At 68.9% G+C, this 19,541-nt stretch carries 15 protein-coding genes; 9 read left to right on the top strand and 6 right to left on the bottom strand.

The features are described from left to right. Positions 1 to 161: 161 nt before the first annotated feature. From ACFXKZ_RS26250 to ACFXKZ_RS26230, 5 genes are all read right to left on the bottom strand, one after another. Positions 162 to 563 carry a hypothetical protein gene (locus ACFXKZ_RS26250; RefSeq protein ID WP_380003421.1) on the bottom strand — a complete coding sequence of 134 codons (402 nt, stop codon included), beginning with the start codon at positions 561 to 563 and terminating at the stop codon, positions 162 to 164. A 353-nt stretch (positions 564 to 916) separates the two neighbouring features. After that, positions 917 to 1,879, bottom strand: a complete 963-nt coding sequence (locus ACFXKZ_RS26245; RefSeq protein WP_380003420.1) for a hypothetical protein — start codon at positions 1,877 to 1,879, stop codon at positions 917 to 919. Position 1,880: 1 nt separating this feature from the next. Next, on the bottom strand, positions 1,881 to 2,738 hold the full coding sequence (locus tag ACFXKZ_RS26240; RefSeq protein ID WP_380003419.1) for a hypothetical protein: 858 nt from the start codon (positions 2,736 to 2,738) through the stop codon (positions 1,881 to 1,883). A gap of 103 nt (positions 2,739 to 2,841) precedes the next feature. Continuing rightward, a complete protein-coding gene (locus ACFXKZ_RS26235; protein WP_380003418.1) occupies positions 2,842 to 3,828 on the bottom strand; it encodes a hypothetical protein in 987 nt (328 codons plus the stop codon). Then, on the bottom strand, positions 3,825 to 4,880 hold the full coding sequence (locus ACFXKZ_RS26230) for a hypothetical protein (protein WP_380003417.1): 1,056 nt from the start codon (positions 4,878 to 4,880) through the stop codon (positions 3,825 to 3,827). Before ACFXKZ_RS26230 ends, ACFXKZ_RS26235 begins: the two co-directional genes overlap by 4 nt. Before the next feature lie 348 nt (positions 4,881 to 5,228). On the opposite strand from ACFXKZ_RS26230, the gene dnaK reads away from it, so the two are divergent. The 5 genes from dnaK to ACFXKZ_RS26205 all read left to right on the top strand — a co-directional run bounded on the left by dnaK (position 5,229) and on the right by ACFXKZ_RS26205 (position 11,401). Beyond that, on the top strand, positions 5,229 to 7,076 hold the full coding sequence (gene dnaK, locus ACFXKZ_RS26225) for a molecular chaperone DnaK (protein WP_126636603.1): 1,848 nt from the start codon (positions 5,229 to 5,231) through the stop codon (positions 7,074 to 7,076). Beyond that, positions 7,073 to 7,666, top strand: coding sequence for a nucleotide exchange factor GrpE (gene grpE, locus ACFXKZ_RS26220; protein ID WP_380003416.1), 594 nt, complete (start codon positions 7,073 to 7,075; stop codon positions 7,664 to 7,666). The genes dnaK and grpE overlap by 4 nt, the downstream gene beginning before the upstream one ends. A gap of 121 nt (positions 7,667 to 7,787) precedes the next feature. Continuing rightward, a complete protein-coding gene (gene dnaJ, locus ACFXKZ_RS26215) occupies positions 7,788 to 8,960 on the top strand; it encodes a molecular chaperone DnaJ (protein WP_380003415.1) in 1,173 nt (390 codons plus the stop codon). Between the two features lies 1 nt (position 8,961). Further along, positions 8,962 to 9,432: a heat shock protein transcriptional repressor HspR gene (locus ACFXKZ_RS26210; RefSeq protein WP_380003414.1), complete on the top strand. Its 471-nt coding sequence runs from the start codon at positions 8,962 to 8,964 to the stop codon at positions 9,430 to 9,432. A 139-nt stretch (positions 9,433 to 9,571) separates the two neighbouring features. Then, positions 9,572 to 11,401 carry a TIGR03767 family metallophosphoesterase gene (locus ACFXKZ_RS26205; protein WP_380003413.1) on the top strand — a complete coding sequence of 610 codons (1,830 nt, stop codon included), beginning with the start codon at positions 9,572 to 9,574 and terminating at the stop codon, positions 11,399 to 11,401. A gap of 54 nt (positions 11,402 to 11,455) precedes the next feature. Here the strand turns inward: ACFXKZ_RS26205 and ACFXKZ_RS26200 are convergent, their stop codons facing one another. Then, positions 11,456 to 12,121: a nucleoside/nucleotide kinase family protein gene (locus ACFXKZ_RS26200; protein WP_380003412.1), complete on the bottom strand. Its 666-nt coding sequence runs from the start codon at positions 12,119 to 12,121 to the stop codon at positions 11,456 to 11,458. A gap of 165 nt (positions 12,122 to 12,286) precedes the next feature. On the opposite strand from ACFXKZ_RS26200, the gene clpB reads away from it, so the two are divergent. The 4 genes from clpB to ACFXKZ_RS26180 all read left to right on the top strand — a co-directional run bounded on the left by clpB (position 12,287) and on the right by ACFXKZ_RS26180 (position 19,527). Beyond that, positions 12,287 to 14,905, top strand: a complete 2,619-nt coding sequence (clpB, locus tag ACFXKZ_RS26195) for an ATP-dependent chaperone ClpB (protein ID WP_380003411.1) — start codon at positions 12,287 to 12,289, stop codon at positions 14,903 to 14,905. A gap of 372 nt (positions 14,906 to 15,277) precedes the next feature. Next, positions 15,278 to 17,506 carry a (Fe-S)-binding protein gene (locus ACFXKZ_RS26190; RefSeq protein WP_380003410.1) on the top strand — a complete coding sequence of 743 codons (2,229 nt, stop codon included), beginning with the start codon at positions 15,278 to 15,280 and terminating at the stop codon, positions 17,504 to 17,506. Between the two features lie 469 nt (positions 17,507 to 17,975). Beyond that, on the top strand, positions 17,976 to 18,641 hold the full coding sequence (locus ACFXKZ_RS26185) for a Yip1 family protein (protein WP_380003409.1): 666 nt from the start codon (positions 17,976 to 17,978) through the stop codon (positions 18,639 to 18,641). Positions 18,642 to 18,924: 283 nt separating this feature from the next. Further along, positions 18,925 to 19,527, top strand: a complete 603-nt coding sequence (locus tag ACFXKZ_RS26180; protein ID WP_126636613.1) for a bifunctional DNA primase/polymerase — start codon at positions 18,925 to 18,927, stop codon at positions 19,525 to 19,527. Positions 19,528 to 19,541 lie beyond the last annotated feature (14 nt).

Raw genomic sequence — 19,541 nt, 5'->3', positions numbered from 1 at the left:
CGCCGCCCCCCCGCCACCCCGCCCCCCGGGCGGCCCCCCCCCCCCCGGGGCCCCCGCCCCCCCGGGGGGGGCGGGCCCCCCCCCCACGACGTGCTCAAGCAGAAACCGCTCTCAATCGAGCGACAACCACGCCCCTTTGCTGCAGGGGCGCACAGGCTCGATCAGTGGGACCGCGACAAATCGTCGGCTTCGATGAGTTGGTATCGCGCACTGTCCTCGGCAACCATCGCGGCCTCACGTTGCCATGAGGAATGCAGATCACCGGCTTGTTCCAAAGAGTGGCGAGCCGCCCAGAAAGCATCGCCGGCCTCTTCGGGGCAAGTCCCCTGTGTGACGGCAACGTAATTGGCCAGGTCGTATGCAGCACTCGCCATCGAACCGCCGGATGCCCCATTGACGCTATTGGAATGCAGCTGCGCCAATTCGAATTGGCGATCCGCTATGCCACTGAGACACTGAGGGGTACCCGCAGAAGCGGATGGAGCCAGAACCAGTATTCCGGAAGCCGCCAAAATAATACCGCCGGAAAGCATGGAGAGCTTGAATGTCAGTGTGCGCTTCATTCGTCCTCGTTCTTGAGTTCGGAATCTCGCATCCAACATTCGACACGGTACGCGACTTCAGCAAACCAACCAGGTATATTTCCAGCCATACTCCGGGCGATTAATTTTCGGAGAATATGCGGATAAATGACGGCGGGGGTTTCCCACGACTGCCACGATGTGTTGTGAACAGGTGCGAGACCAGCCAACGAGACTCAGCGGTCGGTCACGCGGACAGCCCGAAGCATGGTGTCCGGGCTGCCCGCGTGCGCGTTTCACCGCCGCAGCAAAGTAGGCGCCTCCCGAGTCGGCTCACGCCACGCGCCCGACCGAGAGGATTCCGCCCGCTGCGGCACAGCACCCGGTGCTCGAAATCAAATCTTGGCAGCAATACCGGGAACGACCTTGGGCAGTGCGGTGGGCAGCCAGTCGCTGCCCTTGACAAATTTTCCGGAAGCATCGGTCCCGCTGCCGCCGCCGGTCCTGGTGAACTGGAGGTAATACCCGCCCTTGCGCATGTACAGGCCATCACCCTTGTAATGGGCGGCATCCATGCCGAGCGTGGCCCCGTAGTCCTTGAATTGCATGAAGGCCGGGCCCTTTTGTCCACTGGACAACTCACTCGCGTATTGGCTTTGGGCATACGCAGGGTCGCCGGCGAAGGAAAGTCGCACTTCCAGCTTGAGCGGACTCAGCTCGTCATTGAGCGCGTCATCGTCCACCGTGTACTGGCAAATCGTACTGCGGATCGGCGGGTTTTCCTGCTTCCAGTAACCCTTGGAAGCGATCGTGCCGTACTTCTCGATTTTCCCGGCCTTCGGTACCGCGAGCTTGATCTGCTCGTCCGTGACGAGGTCGCACGCGTCGGGCCAGGTCTTCGGGTCGTCGGTGGCGGCGAACTTGCCGCCGGACTTTGGCGCCGGCGGCGCCTCCGGCCGCGAGGGGGCCTGGGATGGCGCCGCCGTCGAGGTGTTGTTCACCGCGTTCGGGTCGAAGCTTTCGAGCTTTCGGGCGCTCTCCGTGGGAGGGAGCTTTACCGCCTCGTTCTTCTTGCCGTCCGTGCCGTTGATCAGCAGGGCCGCGACCACCGTTGCCGCCGTGCCGCCGGCAACCACGGCCACCCAGCTGAAGATCTGCTTGCGGCGGTTGGGGCGCGGCGGCTGGGGCGGGGGGTATCCGGGCGGACCATAGCCGGGCGGCGGGCCGTACTGCCCCGGCGGGGGGCCGTACTGGCCCGGCTGTCCGCCACCGTACTGGCCGGGAGGCGGGTAGCCGGGGCCGGGACCCTGAGGGCCGGGATACTGGCCGGAGTTCGGGCTGTTGTATTGGCCGGTCATCTCAGTCGTCCGTCATCTTGATGTTGAGGACGCGCACCAGCGCGGGTCCGGACTTCTTGGTCCACTCCTCGCGCGGCTCGGCGGCACCCGCCGAGTCCTTGGTGCTCTGCATACCGGCGTCCACGTCGAGCACCACGTAGTAGGCCGGCGAGTCCGGCTTCGTGCCCTGCTTGAACAGGTTCAGCTTGGTGCCCTGCCGGAAGGAACTCTGCACGAACAGCTTGTTGGCCAAATCCTCGTAGCCGGTGAACGGGGCCGCCTCGCTCTTCGCCTTCTCGTACATGTCCTTGACCGGTCCGGCGTCGCCGATCGCCTTGATGGTCATGGTGAGCTTGGCCGGCGTCGCGGGATCCGCGAGATTGGGCAGCTTGATGTTGACCGTGCACTCGTAGTTCTTCGGAATCTTCGAGGCCTTCCGGCCCTGGCGCCCGCCCACGATGCTCGAGTCGGGGATCGCGTTCTGGATCTCCTTGTCGGAGAGCATGTCGCAGGCGTCCGGCCAGGTGCCGGTGTCCCCGCTGGCCCGGAACTTGGCGCCGTCGCTGTAGGCCACGCCCGGCGGCGGGGTGTAGCCGTCGGGGAACGCGACCCCGTTCTCCGCCACCGGCTTGTCGCCCTTGTCGTTCTTTTTGTTGATCTCGTCGACGATGTACGACCCCGCCACCGTCGCCAGCACACCGCCCACGACCACGCCGATCCAGCCGAGCACGGGCTTGAGCTTGCTGCGGCGCGGCGGCTGGTGGGGCGGCATCGGGCCACCGGGGTACTGCTGCTGGTACATGCCGGGCTGACCGTACGGCTGCTGCTGATGCGGCCCGCCGCCGTACTGGTTCCCCCCGGGGTTCCCGATTCGTACCATCCCCGTGCTCCTCCTGATTACCTGATCCGACGCGCTGTTCCGATGCGCTGTCGCCGCTGCTGCCGTGCCGCGCGGACCGCGGTTACATCCGTTGCATCCGTGTCTACATCCGGGCCACGAGGTAGCCGATGAGCGTCGGCCCGTACTGCTTCACCCCGTCGTCGTCCGCGAGCTTCGCGCCGCCGGGACCGGTCAGCCCGGAGTGGACGTACAACTCCACGTAGTACGGCCCCTTGTAGAAGTAGATGTAGCTGTCGTCACGGAACGCGTCGTCGGTGCCCAGCTTGGTGCCCAGCTCCTCGAACTCGCCGAACGGCTTGCGTGCCCGGTTCTTCTTGGTGTCGCCGTAGTGGCCCTTCGCGATCGCCGGGGTGCTCACCTCGTGCAGTGTGAGCTCGATCTTGGCGTACGACGGATACTTCGGATTGTTCGGGTCCGGTACGGCCAGGTCGAAGTCGCACTGGTTGTCGGCCGCGCCCGGGAAGTCGTACTTGACCGACACGGTCGTGTCCGGCTTCCTGGTCTTGACCGTGGCGCCCCTGATCACCTTCCCGATCTGCGCGTCGGACAGCATCTCGCACGCCTTCGGCCAGCTCTTGCCGTCGTTGGTCGCATTGAATCCTGGCCCGGCGTCGGCCGGCGGCGCTGCGGGGAAAACCATCGGACGGCTGAGCGGCGCCGCGCTCTGGCCTCCCGGGCCGCCGCTCTTGCCGCCGCCGGAGGCTCCCGGCGCTACGGGACCACCGGACGACGACGCGCCGGGCTTCGCGGTGTCCTTCGAGTCGTCGTCCTTCTTCAGGAACAGGAAGCCGCCGACCCCGGCCGCGATCAGCACCAGCACGACCGCGATCCACAACACCGGTCGATTGCCCCCGCGTTGCGGCCCCTGCGGTCCATAGGGCTGTCCGGGCGGGCCATAGCCGCCGCCCTGCGGCGGGTATCCGGGCTGCTGGGGCGCGTACCCCTGCTGCTGCGGCAAGCCCTGCTGCCCGGGCGGGTATCCGGGGTGTTGCGGATACTGCCCGGGTTGGCCGTAACCGCCGCCGTGTTGCCCGGGTTGTTGCGGCTGCTGCTGCCATCCCCCGCTCACAGCTTCTGCCCGACGATCGCCGCCACGGTCGGGCCGTACTGGCGCGCCAACGTGTTGTTCTTGAGCGGGTTGCCCTGCGAGTCCTCGAGTTGGGCGGAGAGAATGATCCAGACCCGGAAGCCGTTCTTGGAGATCTGCACCGTGCGGTTGTCCCGGAACGCCCCGTCCACACCGATCTTGTCGGCCGGGATGTCGTCGTACTGATCGGGGAACTGCTTGGACGTGCGCTCCTGGCTGGTCTTCTCCTTCGCGAAGGAAGCCTTCTCGTCGGCCAACGTCTTGTATCCGTACGAGGTGATGCTGATCGAGCCCGGGTAGTCCGAGGACTGGAGGTTCGGCAGGTCGAGCGTGATCTCGCACTCGTTGTCGTTGACGTTGTTGCCGAACATGTTCGAGATCCGACCCATGCGGCTCTTGCGCTCGCGGATTGTGGCGTCGGGGATGGCCGTCTTGATCTCTTCGTCCGTCAGCAGGTCGCAGGCCTTGGGCCAGGTCTTCGGATCGACCGTGATGCCGGTGATCTTCGGCCCGGAGATCGGCGGCAGCGCCGTCGGGATCTTCAGCTCGTTGGACATGTCGGCCTTCTTCGGCGCGACCGCCGCGCTGTTGCTCGGCGCGGCCGTCTTGCCGACCACGATCGGCGCCGGCTTGCTCGCCTCGGCCGCCGGGTCCTTCTTCTCGGTCGGGTCGTCGAAGCCGACCATGGCGACGACCACGGACGCGACGACGGCTCCGGTGATGCCGGCGATCCAGGTCCCGATCACCTTGCGGCTGCGCGCCCCCCGCGGCGGACGGCCGTTTGCGTCGAGCTGGATCGGGTTCTGCGCGTACTGCTGGTAGTGGCCGTACTCGCTGTACTGCGGGTACGGGTAACCGCCGGTCTCCTGGAAGCCGCCCGGCTGCCCCTGCTGCTGCGGATAACCTCCCGGCTGCTGCGGATAACCGTCCGGCGGCGGTGGGTAACCCCCCTGCGGCGGTCCGGACTGGCCCGGTTGGCCCGGCGGGCCGGGCGGCATCGGAGGTACGGGCGGATAGCCCTGACCATCGCTCATGGGGGTCCCCCTGGGATCTCGGATTTCGCCCGCCGTCGGCGCGGCAGGCAGCAGGCGCGCGAACATGCTGCCATGTGCACCCGGAGGCCGCAGAGGTCAAGGGTGTCGTTTGTGGCGACATTCACCTGAATAAGTCTCCCGAGGCGCACAACGTTTCGATGACGCCAAGCGTCCGAGCCGTTCGGCCGCGTGACATCGCGTGGACACGATCGATGCGCGGAACCCGCCCCTCACAGCCTCCGAGGCACTAAAGTTGAGCGAGGAATACTCAAGCGATTTGACCCGTTGAACCGGGCAGTTCATGCTTGAGTGACAAGCGCTCAACTCTTCCCGTGGAGGAACCGAATCATGGCACGTGCGGTCGGTATCGACCTCGGTACGACGAACTCCGTCGTCAGCGTTCTGGAAGGCGGCGAGTCGACCGTCATCACCAACGCGGAGGGGTCGCGGACCACACCGTCCGTGGTTGCCTTCGCGAAGAACGGTGAAGTCCTGGTCGGCGAGGTGGCCAAGCGCCAGGCCGTCACCAACGTCGACCGGACCATCCGGTCCGTCAAGCGCCACATGGGGACCACCTGGTCCGTGGCGATCGACGACAAGAAGTACACCGCGCAGGAGATCAGCTCCCGCATCCTGATGAAGCTCAAGCGCGACGCCGAGGCCTACCTGGGCGAGAAGGTCACCGACGCGGTCATCACCGTGCCGGCGTACTTCAACGACGCCGAGCGCCAGGCCACGAAGGAGGCCGGCGAGATCGCCGGTCTGAACGTGCTGCGCATCGTCAACGAGCCCACCGCGGCCGCGCTGGCGTACGGCCTGGACAAGGCCGACGAGCAGACCATCCTCGTCTTCGACCTCGGCGGCGGCACGTTCGACGTGTCGCTCCTGGAGATCGGCGACGGCGTGGTCGAGGTCAAGGCCACCAACGGCGACAACCACCTCGGTGGCGACGACTGGGACCAGCGGGTCATGGACCACCTGGTCAAGCAGTTCCAGAACGCCCACGGCGTGGACCTGTCCAAGGACAAGATGGCCCTCCAGCGCCTGCGCGAGGCGGCGGAGAAGGCCAAGATCGAGCTGTCCTCCTCGATGGAGACCTCGATCAACCTGCCCTACATCACCGCGTCGGCCGAGGGCCCGCTGCACCTGGACGAGAAGCTCACCCGGGCCCAGTTCCAGCAGCTGACCCAGGACCTGCTCGACCGCACCAAGGTGCCGTTCCAGAAGGTCATCGAGGACGCGGGCATCCCGCTCTCGGCGATCGACCACATCGTCCTGGTCGGCGGCTCGACCCGGATGCCGGCCGTCGCCGACGTCGTGCGCGAGCTGACCGGCGGCAAGGAGCCCAACAAGGGCGTCAACCCGGACGAGGTCGTGGCCGTCGGCGCCGCGCTCCAGGCCGGTGTGCTCAAGGGCGAGGTCAAGGACGTCCTGCTGCTCGACGTCACCCCGCTGTCCCTCGGTATCGAGACCAAGGGCGGCATCATGACCAAGCTGATCGAGCGCAACACCACGATCCCGACCAAGCGTTCGGAGATCTTCACCACGGCCGAGGACAACCAGCCGTCGGTGCAGATCCAGGTGTTCCAGGGTGAGCGCGAGATCGCCGCGTACAACAAGAAGCTCGGCATGTTCGAGCTGACCGGCCTGCCGCCGGCCCCGCGCGGGTTGCCGCAGATCGAGGTCACCTTCGACATCGACGCCAACGGCATCGTGCACGTGTCCGCGAAGGACCTGGGCACGGGCAAGGAGCAGTCGATGACCATCACCGGCGGCTCGGGCCTGCCGAAGGACGACATCGACCGCATGATGCGCGAGGCCGAGGCGCACGCGGAGGAGGACCACCAGCGTCGCGAGGCTGCGGAGACCCGCAACCAGGCCGAGCAACTGGTGTACACCACCGAGAAGTTCATCAAGGACAACAGCGACAAGGTCCCGGCCGACGTGAAGACCGAGGTCGAGACGTCGCTGACCGAGCTGAAGGACGCGCTCAAGGGCGAGGACCTGGCCGCCATCCGCGACGCCGCGGAGAAGGTCAGCACCACGAGCCAGAAGCTGGGCACCGCGATGTACGCGAACGCCCAGCCGGGCACCGAGGGCGCGGCCGGCGCGGGTGACGCCTCCGCCAACACCGCCGACGACGACGTCGTGGACGCCGAGATCGTCGACGAGGACCGCAAGGGCGGTGCTGCGTGACCGAAGGGAACGGCTCGAACCACGGCGCCGTCCCGGGCGACGCCCAAGAAACCGAGTCGAAGCCGGAAACCGGGACCGCCGCCACTGCGGCGGCCCCGGCCCCCGGGGCGGCCGAACTCGCCGAGCTGCGCAACCAACTCGGCGAGCGCACGGCCGACCTGCAGCGGCTTCAGGCGGAGTACGCGAACTACCGCAAGCGGGTCGAGCGGGACCGCAACGTGGCGGGCGAGTCGGCCGCCATCAAGGTGCTGAGCGAACTGCTGCCGGTGCTCGACGACATCGGTCGGGCCCGGGACCACGGCGAACTGGCGGGCGGCTTCAAGTCGGTCGCCGAGTCGCTGGAGTCGATCGTGGCCAAGATGGGGCTGCAGAGCTTCGGTTCGAAGGGCGACCCGTTCGACCCGACGGTGCACGAGGCGCTGCTGCACTCGTACGCGACCGATGTCACCGAACCCACGTGTGTGGAGATCCTGCAGCCCGGTTATCAAGTGGGCGAGCGGATCATCCGTCCGGCACGGGTGGCGGTCGCGGAACCCACGGCGGAGGCCGAGGGCGGTCCGGAGGAGTCGGGCGAAGCGGCCGGCAGCTGAACCGTCACCGGGAACGAGACGACGAGAAGCGGAGAGGAGGGACGCCGATGCGCGGGTGGTGTGAATCCGGAAACGGGCGCTCGGAGCACGAGGGCACCCCGACCCGATCGGCGAGGGGCGCATGAGTACGAAGGACTACCTGGAGAAGGACTACTACAAGGTGCTCGGCGTCCCCAAGGACGCCGGCACCGCCGAGATCAAGAAGGCGTATCGCAAGCTCGCCGTCGAGTTCCACCCGGACAAGAACAAGGGTGACACGAAGGCCGAGGAGCGCTTCAAGGAGATCTCGGAGGCCTACGACGTACTGGCCGACGACAAGCGGCGCAAGGAATACGACGAGGCCCGGACCCTGTTCGGCAGCGGCGGCGGCTTTCGCGGCACCGGCGGCGGACAGTCCGGCACCGGCGGCTTCCCGTTCGACCTCGGCGACATCTTCGGCGGCCAGCAGGGCGGCGCGGGCAACACCGGCGGTCTGGGCGACATCTTCGGCGGCCTGTTCGGCGGCGGTCGCCAGACCGGGCGCCAGCAGCCCCGGCGCGGTACCGACGTGGAGTCCGAGGTCACCCTCGGCTTCGCCGACGCGGTCGACGGCGCGACCGTGCCGATCCGGCTGACCAGTTCGGAACCGTGTCGGCACTGCAACGGCACGGGCGCGGCCGCGGGCACCACCCCGCGGATGTGCCCGACCTGCGCGGGCTCCGGCAACGTCAGCCGGCCGCAGGGCGGTTTCGGCTTCTCCGAGCCGTGCCGCGACTGCAAGGGCCGCGGGCTGCTCGTGGACGACCCGTGCATCGTGTGCAACGGCAGTGGCCGGGCCAAGAGTTCGCGCACGATGCAGGTCCGGATCCCGGCCGGGGTCCAGGACGGGCAGCGCATCCGGCTCAAGGGCAAGGGCGCGCCCGGCGAGCGCGGCGGCCCGGCCGGCGACCTGTACGTCGTGGTGCACGTCAAGGCCCACGCCGTCTTCGGACGCAAGGGCGACAACCTCACGGTCACCGTGCCGGTCACCTTCCCGGAGGCCGCGCTCGGGGCGGACGTCACCGTACCCACGCTCGGCGGCATCCCGGTCACGCTCAAGCTCCCCGCGGGCACGGGCAACGGCCGCACGCTGCGGGTGCGCGGACGCGGGGCGGCACGCAAGGACGGCACTCGGGGCGACCTCCTGGTCACCATCGAGGTGACGGTCCCTCAGCAGCTGAACGACAAGGCGCGCGAAGCGCTGGAGGCGTTCCGCGAGGCGACCGTCGCGCACGATCCCCGAGCCGATCTGTTGGACGCGGCGAAGGGGGCATGACATGCGACCGGGCGGCTTGGGCGGTGGCGGTATCGGTGGTGGGCACGGCTTCGAGATCGACGAGACCTCTCCGGTCTACGTGATCTCGGTCGCCGCCCAGCTGTCCGGCCTGCACCCGCAGACGTTGCGACAGTACGACCGCCTCGGCCTGGTCTCGCCGGACCGTACGGCGGGCCGGGGGCGGCGCTATTCCGCCCGCGACATCGTGCAGTTGCGCGAGGTGCAGCGGCTCTCCCAGGAGGCCGGCATCAACCTCGCCGGGATCAAGCGGATCCTGGAGCTGGAGAACCAGGTACTCGCGCTGCGCATGCGCGTGGCCGAGATGGAGCACGCGCTGCACGAGGCGACGGACGCGAGCGCCCGGCGCGAGGCGGCCGTACACGCGTCCTACCGGCGCGATCTGGTCCCGGTCCGGCCGCAGGCCGGCACCGCGCTCGTGGTGTGGAAGCCGCGGCGCGGGCGTTCGGACTGACGGCCGCGACGACGGCGAGGAGGCGGTACGGCCCCGGCCGTGCCCCCTCCTCGCCGTTTTTTGTGCGGTCTCGGCGCTTCTTCGACGCAGCCTCGACGCTTCCTTGATGCGGCTCGCTACGCGTCAGTAGGGTCGCCGCATGAAGCCGAATCGTCGGGACGTCCTGAAGTACTCGGCCGCGAGCGCGGCACTGCTCGGAGTGGCCGCGTGCTCCGACGACGACAAGGACAAGCCCGACGGGAAGTCGAGCGACGCACCCAAGTCGGGCGCGCCCAAGCCGGCCGGCGCGGCCGGCACCACGCTGGAGCGCACCCTCGTGCTCGGCCCGCCCGGGCCGGGCGGCTACCGCAAGATCGTCGCCGGACCCGGTGAACCACACCTGCTGCGCAGCGAGTTGATGCCCGGCGGCAGCTCGGGCGACAAGGCAAAGCGACGCTCCCTGGTCGCGTTCACCCAGTTGACCGACATCCACATCCAGGATTCGCAGTCGACCGCGCGCGTGGACTTCCTCGACCGGCACAGCGACAAGGACCAGCCGTTCGCCAAGCTGCTGCCCTTCCAGTCGGCGTACCGCCCGCAGGAGGTGCTGACCGCGCAGATCGCCGAGGCGATGGTGCAGTCGCTCAACCGGATCGGCAAGGGTCCGGCCCTGGGCGCGCCGCTGGCCTTCACGATCTGCACCGGCGACAACACCGACAACATCCAGTTCAACGAGCTGCGCTGGTACATCGACGTGCTCGACGGCGGCAAGAAGGTCACGCCCGACTCGGGCGATCGCAACAGGTACGAGGGCCCGATGGACGCGGTGGCGTACCACGAGCGCTACTGGCACCCCGACGGCACGCCGCCCGGGCAGAAGGACGACGTGCCGCGCGCCCAGTACGGCTATCCCACCGTGCCGGGCCTGCTGGACGCGTGTCGGCGGCCGTTCGAGGCGACCGGCCTGAAGACCCCCTGGTACAGCGCCTACGGCAACCACGACGGCCTGGTCCAGGGCAACCTGCCGGTCAGCGAACTGCTGGGCAAGGTCGCGGTCGGCGACGAGAAGGTGCTCGACATATCCCCCGGGCAGACCGTGGCCGCGCTGGCCCTCGGACTGCAGAGCGGCAAGCCGGACGCGCTGGCGGCGCTGCTGGCCGGCCCCAAGCGCAAGGTCACGGCCGACCCGGATCGTCGCCTCGTCGACCGCGCGGAGACGATCAAGGAGCACTTCAACACCACCGGCCTGCCCAAGGGCCACGGCTTCACCCAGCAGAACCTGGACACCAGGACCGCGTACTACACCTTCGACCAGGGCCCGGTGCGCTGCCTGGTCCTGGACACGGTGAACTCGTACGGCTCGGACTCGGGATGCCTGGACCCGACCCAGTTCGCCTGGCTGGAGGACCAGCTGGTCAAGGGCAGTTCGAGCCATCTCGACGAGCAGGGCAAGGTCGTCCAGGGCACCGGTCAGGACAAGCTGTTCGTGCTGTTCAGCCACCACACCATCGAGACGATGACCAACAAGACCGTGCCGGCCGGGGAGCCCGCGCGGATCCTGGGGCCGCAGGTGCAGGCGCTGCTGCTGCGGTTCCCGAACGTGGTGTTGTGGGTCAACGGGCACACCCACGACAACTACGTGAAGCCCTACCCGCGACCGGCGGGCAGCGCGGTCCCCGGCGGGTTCTGGGAGGTCAACACCGCGTCGCACATCGACTGGCCCTCCCAGGCGCGGATCGTGGAGATCGCCGACAACACGAACGGGACCCTGTCCATCTTCGGCACGATCATCGACTCGGCCGGCCCGGAATCACACGGCAACAAACTCGACTCCCCCCTGGCCCTGGCCGCCCTGGCCCGCGAACTCGCCGGCAACGACTGGCAGGAGCGAGACCGCCCCGACCCGAAGGTCGACGGCCGCCGAGGCCGCCTGGAGGACCGCAACGTGGAACTCCTGGTCCCGGCCCCTTTCAGCCCGTCCGGCGTTTGAGGACGGCGGGCCGCAGGCCGGCCGCGTCGACCCACGCCGACGAGCGCCGCGGGTTCACCACACCACCGTCACCACTCGGGCGCAGCGCGACTTCGAGCGTTTGACGAGTTCGCCGTTGGGGCGGTCGCTGCCCGCGACCCAGGCCATCGCCTCGCCGGGGCTGCGCCCGCCCCGGCGTTGGCGCCTGGTCAGCCGCTCGTCGCGGACCCGGTCCGAGGCGTGTACGTACCAGACCTCGGTCATCAGGCAGTAGGCGTCGGCCCAGCCGGGCGCGTCCAGCGCCAGGTAGTTGCCCTCGGTCACCACGATCCGCGTCCCGGGCCGCACCACGTGCCGCGCGGCCACCGGCTCGTGCAACGTCCGGTCGTAATCGGGCACGTACACGTCCCGATCCACCTCCCGCACCACCCGCGCCAGCGTGGTCGCGTAGCCCCACACGTCGAACGTGTCCACCGCGCCCTTACGATGCAGCCGCCCGATCCGCTTGAGCTGCACGTTCGAGAGGTGGAAGCCGTCGAGCGGCACGTAGGCGGCGGTACCGGACCCGACCCGCTGCTCGATCGCGCGCACCAGCCGACCGGCGAGCGTGGACTTCCCGGCTCCCGGCGGACCGGCGAGACCGAGCACGACCCGATCGGCCCCGGGCGCCGCCGGAATGAGCCGTACCGCCTCATCCGCGAGCGCGTCGAGTGTTTCGAGAGCACCGGACACATCTGGCATGTCCGCAGTGTAAGCATCCCGGGCAACGCATGGTTGAGTGGAATAGACTCAACTTAGTTGTGGTTGCGATAGTCAACGAACCGTTCGGGTGCGGTACACGCGCGGCACGGACGGGATGATGGCCGTGACAGCGCGTGCCCGAAGCGAAGGAGACGCACACCTCACATGGATGCACAGAAGCTCACCACCAAGGCCCAAGAGGCCCTTTCGGTCGCCATCCGCAAGGCTGCCGCGGCGGGACACCCCCAGGTGGAGCCCGCGCATCTGCTGCTCGCCCTGCTCGAACAGCCCGAGGGGATCGCCGTCCCGCTGCTCGGCGCCGCCGGTGTGGATGTGCCGCTGCTGAAGGTCGCGGTCGACCGGATCGCGGATCGTATGCCGAGTGCGTCCGGCTCGACCGTGGCCGCCCCGCAGCTCGCCCGGGAGACGATGCTCGCGCTGGACGAGGCGGAGAAGCAGGCCGACAAGCTCGGCGACGCGTTCGTTTCCACCGAGCATGTCCTGGTCGGCCTCGCCTCCGGCCGCTCCGGCGCGGTCGCCGAGGCGCTGCGCGAGGCCGGGGCCACCCCGCAGGCACTGCTCGACTCCTTCAAGGCCGTGCGCGGCAGCACGCGGGTCACCTCGCAGGACCCGGAGAGCACCTACCAGGCCCTGGAGAAGTACGGCCGCGACCTGACCGAGGAGGCCCGAAACGGCAAGCTCGACCCGGTCATCGGCCGCGACTCGGAGATCCGCCGGGTGGTCCAGGTGTTGTCACGGCGGACCAAGAACAACCCGGTACTGATCGGTGAACCCGGCGTCGGCAAGACCGCCGTCGTGGAGGGCCTGGCCCGGCGGATCGTGGCCGGCGACGTACCCGAGTCGCTGCGCGACAAGCGGCTGATCGCGCTCGACCTGGGCGCGATGGTCGCGGGCGCGAAGTATCGCGGCGAGTTCGAGGAGCGGCTGAAGGCCGTCCTGAACGAGATCAAGTCCAGCGACGGCCAGGTCGTCACCTTCATCGACGAACTGCACACCGTGGTCGGCGCGGGCGCCACCGGCGACGGCTCGATGGACGCGGGCAACATGCTCAAGCCGATGCTCGCGCGCGGCGAGTTGCGCCTGGTCGGCGCGACCACGCTGGACGAGTACCGCAAGCACATCGAGAAGGACCCGGCCCTCGAGCGCCGGTTCCAGCAGGTGTTCGTGGGCGAGCCCAGCGTCGAGGACACGATCGCGATCCTGCGCGGGCTCAAGAGCCGCTACGAGGCGCACCACAAGGTGCAGATCGCCGACTCCGCGCTGGTGGCCGCGGCCACCTTGTCCGACCGCTACATCACCGCGCGCTTTTTGCCCGACAAGGCGATCGACCTGGTCGACGAGGCGGCGTCGCGGCTGCGGATGGAGATCGACTCCTCCCCCGTCGAGATCGACGAATTGCAGCGCTCGGTGGACCGGCTGCGGATGGAGGAGATGGCGCTCGCCAAGGAGACCGACGCGGCCAGTCGGGACCGGCTGGAGCGGCTGCGCAAGGACCTGGCCGACAAGCAGGAGCAGCTCAGCGGGCTGACCGCGCGCTGGCAGCAGGAGAAGGCCGGGCTGAACCGGGTCGGCGAGCTGAAGGAGCGCCTCGACGCGGCGCGCGGTGAGGCGGAGCGGGCCCAGCGCGACGGGGACTTCGAGACGGCGTCGAAGCTGATGTACGGGCAGATCCCGACCCTGGAGCGGGAGCTGGCCGAGGCCGCGGCGACCGAGGGCGATCGGGGCACGGACGGCACGGCGATGGTCAAGGAGGAGGTCGGCCCGGACGACGTGGCCGACGTGGTCTCGTCCTGGACCGGCATCCCGGCGGGGCGGCTGCTCGAGGGCGAGCGCGGCAAGCTGCTGCGGATGGAGGACGAGCTGGGCCGGCGGCTGATCGGGCAGCAGACGGCGGTGATGACGGTGTCCGACGCGGTCCGCCGGGCCCGGTCCGGCATCGCCGACCCGGACCGCCCGACCGGCTCGTTCCTGTTCCTGGGTCCGACCGGCGTGGGCAAGACCGAGCTGGCCAAGTCGCTGGCCGACTTCCTCTTCGACGACGAGCGCGCGATGGTGCGCATCGACATGTCGGAGTACGCGGAGAAGCACTCGGTCGCGCGCCTGGTCGGCGCGCCGCCCGGCTACGTGGGCTACGAGGAGGGCGGCCAGCTGACCGAGGCGGTGCGCCGGCGGCCGTACTCGGTGGTGCTGCTCGACGAGGTGGAGAAGGCGCACCCCGAGGTCTTCGACGTACTGCTCCAGGTGCTCGACGACGGGCGGTTGACCGACGGCCAGGGCCGCACGGTGGACTTCCGCAACGTGGTGCTGATCCTGACCTCGAACCTGGGATCGCAGTATCTGGTGGATCCCATGCTCTCGCCGGAGCGGCAGCGCGAGATGGTGATGGAGGTGGTCCGCAATTCGTTCAAGCCGGAGTTCCTGAACCGGCTCGACGACATCGTGCTCTTCGACGCGCTCGGCACGAACGAGTTGGCGCACATCGTCGGCCTCCAGGTGGATCGGCTCGGCGCCCGGCTCAAGGACCGGCGGATCACCCTGACGGTGACCGACGCGGCGCGCGATTGGCTCGCGCTGACCGGCTACGACCCGGCGTACGGCGCCCGGCCGCTGCGCCGACTGATCCAGACCGCGATCGGCGACAAGCTCGCGCGCGCCCTGTTGGCGGGCGAGGTGGGCGACGGCGACACGGTTTTGGTCGATCTCGACGAAGCCGGCGACACGCTGGTCGTGCAACCTCGGAAGCAGGCCGTCAAGACACTGTGATCGGCCGCCTCGGCGGTCGGTGGACGCGGGCGAAACACACGGCGCCGGGACCTCTTGCGGGTCCCGGCGCCGTGGCATGGCAGCATGCATGTGTACAGATCTGACGGTGCGTCACACAACTGGCGAGCCGGATGGATCGGTGCGCCGCGTTCGGATCGGCTCGGGAGCCGGTCCGGAGTGGAGTGTGGGGTCCGACAAGATCGTCCGGCGTGGGATAAAGCGGGCAAAACCTGCGAAGCCGATAGCGTCCGGCGTGACAGATATCATCGACGCAGTGGTTAAGTTACCAGTGGGTAAGATGCCCGCACGGCCGTACGCTGTCGGCCGATACACGCCCCGGAAGGGACGTCCCACCGGAGGAGCCGAACGCCCATGCAGCTCGCAGCGATCGTGATCTCGCTGTTCATCAGCGTGATCGGGTTCGCCCTACTCGGGCGCACCGCCGCATACATCTACTCGTTCGTCAAACTCGGACAGCCCGTCCGCGGCCGGACCAATGCGGCCGGCAAGCGTCTGGGCACGATGCTGACCGAGACCGTCGGGCACACCCGGATGCTCCGTTGGGGCATCGTCGGCGCCGCGCACTGGTTCGTCATGGTCGGCTTCGGCGCGCTCATCCTGACCCTGGTCAACGCGTACGGGCAGCTCTTTACGCCCGAGTTCGCGCTGTGGGGGCTCGGCCACTGGGACCCGTTCGAGGTCTTCACCGAGTTCATGGGCCTGATGACCGTGCTCGGCATCCTGGTGCTGATCGTGATCCGCCAGCTCAGCCACCCGCGACGTGCGGGCCGCAAGAGCCGGTTCGGCGGGTCCAACTTCGGCCAGGCGTACTTCGTCGAGTTCGTGGTCGGTTCGGTCGGCGTGTGCATCATGCTGCTGCGCGGGCTGGAGGGCGCGCTCGCGGGGGTGGACTCGTACGAGCCCGGCTACTGGGTCAGCTACCCGCTGGTCTCCGCGTTCGGCGGCCTCTCCGAGAACTCGCTGGAGAACCTGGTCTACCTGGTCGCCACGATCAAGATCGTCATCTCGATGACGTGGGCGATCACCATCGGCCTCACCCCCACCATGGGTGTCGCCTGGCACCGGTTCCTGGCGTTCTTCAACATCTACTTCAAGCGCAACGCCGACGGCACGGTCGCGCTGGGCGCGCTGCAGCCGATGACCTCCGGCGGCGAGCCGATCGACTTCGAGGACCCCGCCGACGACGCGGTGTTCGGCGTCAGTCAGGTCGAGCACTTCTCCTGGAAGGGCCTGCTCGACTTCTCCACCTGCACCGAATGCGGTCGGTGCCAGTCGCAGTGCCCCGCGTGGAACACCGGCAAGCCGCTGTCCCCGAAGCTGCTGATCATGTCGCTGCGCGAACACGCCTACGCCAAGGCGCCGTACCTGCTCGCGGGCGGCGGCAAGGACGAAGAGGGCAACGAGAAGGCCACGCCCGAGCAGCTGGCCAAGGTCCCGGCGGCGGCGCTGGCCGAGGCCGAGCGGCCGCTGATCGGCACCGCGGAGGAGAACGGGGTCATCGACCCCGACGTGTTGTGGTCGTGCACCACGTGCGGCGCGTGCGTCGAGCAGTGCCCGGTCGACATCGAGCACGTGGACCACATCGTCGACATGCGCCGCTACCAGGTGCTGATCGAGAGCGCGTTCCCGTCCGAGGCGGCGACGATGCTCAAGGGCCTGGAGAACAAGGGCAACCCGTGGGGCGTGGCCACCAAGGCCCGGCTCGACTGGGTCAAGGAGCTGAAGAAGACCACCGGCATCGAGGTCCCGATCGTCGGGCAGGACATCGAGCCCGCCGAGCTGGAGTACCTGTACTGGGTCGGCTGCGCGGGCGCGCTGGCGGACGGTCCGAAGAAGACCACCAAGGCGTTCGCCGAGCTGCTCGACATCGCGGGCGTCAAGTACGGGATCCTCGGCAAGGAGGAATCCTGCACGGGCGACTCGGCGCGCCGGCTCGGCTCCGAGGTGGTCTTCCAGATGCTCGCGGCGCAGAACGTCGAGACGCTGAACGCGGCCCTCGAGGACGCGCCGAAGAAGCGCATCGTCACCACCTGCCCGCACTGCTTCAACACGCTGGCGAACGAATACCCGCAGCTGGACGGGCACTTCGAGGTCATCCACCACACCCAGCTGCTCCAGCACCTGATCGACGAGGGCCGGCTGCTGCCGGTCGGGCCGGTCGACGGCCTGGTGACGTACCACGACCCGTGCTACCTCGGTCGGCACAACAAGGTCTACACGCCCCCGCGCGAGATCATCGCGAGGGTGCCGGGCCTGCGGAACGAGGAGATGCACCGGCACAAGGAGCGCGGCTTCTGCTGCGGCGCCGGCGGTGCGCGCATGTGGATGGAGGAGCGCATCGGCAAGCGCATCAACAACGAACGCATGGACGAGGCGCTCTCGCTCAAGCCGGACATCGTCTCCACCGCGTGCCCGTTCTGCCTGGTGATGTTCACCGACTCGATCAACGCCAAGAAGCAGGCGGGCGAGGCGAAGGAGGAGCTGCAGGTGGTCGACGTGGCGCAGCTGCTGCTCCAGTCGGTCAAGCTGCCGGAGCCGCCGGCCGAGGAGGGGGTCCTGGAGGACGCGGGGGCCAAGTAGCCATTTCGGGGCGCGCTTCGGCGCGCTCGGTGTGCGGCGAGCGCCGTCGGTTCCCTCGGGGCCGGCGGCGTTCGGTTTTGTGCCCGAATTACCACCGTCCCGCGACGACGGAGGGGGGTGTGGTGCCGGTACCGTCAGGGGTGTGACTGGCAATGGACCCTACGACCCGTACCGGCAACAGCCCCCGCCTGCCGGCCAGGGTTACCCACCACCTCAGTACGGCGGGGCTTACGGCGATGGGTACGGGGGGCAGCAGGGGCAGCCCGGGCAGCCCGGGTATGGGCAGCCTGGGCAACAGGGGCAGCCCGGGTATGGGCAGCCTGGGCAACAGGGGCAGCCCGGGTATGGGCAGCAGGGGCAGCCTGGGTACGGGCAGCCGGGGCAGCAGGGGTATGGGCAGCCGGTTCCGCCGCCTCCGCCGCAGGGTGGGCAGGGCGGGTCGGGGGACTCGGGTTATGGGCCGCTGTCGTTGCCCGACGAGACGAGTCTGTACATCTACGGCGCGCCGCCGGAGGAGTACACGACGGTGACGCCGTCGGTGCCGCCTCCGCAGCCGCAGCAGTACCAGCCGCCGCCGTACGGTGGGCCGCCGAGGTACCTGCACTGGAAAGAGCTGCTGAGCGGCCTCGTGTTGCGGCCGCTGCGCACCATGAACGAGGCGCGCGACCAGGCGGTGTGGTGGCCGGCGCTGATCATGTCCGCGCTCGGCGGTGTGCTCGCGGTGCTGGCCAACGACGCGTCGCGCAAGGAGATCGTGCACTCGACGCTGAGCACGAGCGTGCCGGCGCTGGGCATCGTCGTGGTCATGGTGCCGGCGTTCTGCGCACTGCTCGGCCTGGTCTCACACGCCCTGGCCACCCAGTTCGGCGGCAACGGCTCGCCGACGCCGTTCATCACGCTGTCGATGATCGTGGTCTGGATCGCGGACGCGCCGCGCCTGGTGGTCGCGATGTTCGCGCCGGACAAGAACTCGATCGTGACCGGCGTCGGGCTGCTCTCGTTCGTGCTGACGGCGTGGATGTTGACGACGTTGATGATGCGTGTGCACGAGCTGGCGTGGCCGCGTGCGCTCGGGTGTGTGGCCGTCGAGTTGATTGCGCTGTTGTTGGTGTTGAAGCTGCCGTTGACGTCGTGACGTCGGGGCGGTCGGGGGCGTCGGAGCGGTCGGGGGCGTCGTCGCTTCGTTGCTTCGCGACCTCGTGAACCGGGTTCGGGGCGGGTGCGGGGGCTGACGCCTGGTCAGGCCGGCGGCGAAGCGTGCCGGCAGTGGACCAAGCGGACCGCAAGCGGCACGGTCGAGCCGCGTTGCGGATCTGTTCCGGGGCCGTTTCGGGCGGTGTACTCGTAGGAGTACCGGGAGTACACCTGCCGGACCACGACACTTCGTCGTGATCACGGTCGCGAGGAACGGAACGGACATGCTTGTGCGGCAACGCACCCGGGCTGCGCTCCAGGCCGCCGCCCTCTTCTACGTCGTGGATCGGGGTTGGCCCGTGCTGCCCGGAGCCTACGTCGAGGACGGCCGATGTTCATGCGGCGACACCGAATGCCCCGACCCGGGGGCACACCCCGCCGCCGAACCGGGGTTGACCCGGGCCACCCGGTCGACGGACGACGTGTGGGAGTGGTGGAGCGGCAAGCCGTACACCGTCCTGCTGGCGAGCGGGCTGGAGTTCGACGTGCTGGACGCGCCGGCGCAGGTCGGCTATGCGGCGATCCGCCAGTTGGAGGTGGTCGGATTGCCGCTGGGGCCGGTGCTGCAGCTGCCGGGCGAGCGGTTGTTGTTCCTGGTCGATCCGGGCGCGCGCAACCTGTACTGGTACACGGTGGACCACAACGACACGGCCCGGTTCGACGTCCGGCACCACGCGGTCGGCCACTTCGTACCGGCTCCGCCCTCGTCCACGGCGTGCGGGGGGCGGACCCGGTGGGCGGTGCCGCCGGACCCGATCGAGCGGGGGCTGCCGGGGGCGGTGGACGTGCTCGGGGCGTTGATGCGGTTCAGCACGCAGGCGCGGTGACGCGGGCGGAAGTC

Origin of the sequence: Embleya sp. NPDC059237, from assembly GCF_042754105.1 — a bacterium.
In the GTDB taxonomy this organism is placed as follows: Bacteria; Actinomycetota; Actinomycetes; order Streptomycetales; family Streptomycetaceae; genus Embleya.
Note: the sequence above shows the minus strand (reverse complement) of the source record. Positions and strands in the feature narration are given on the sequence as shown.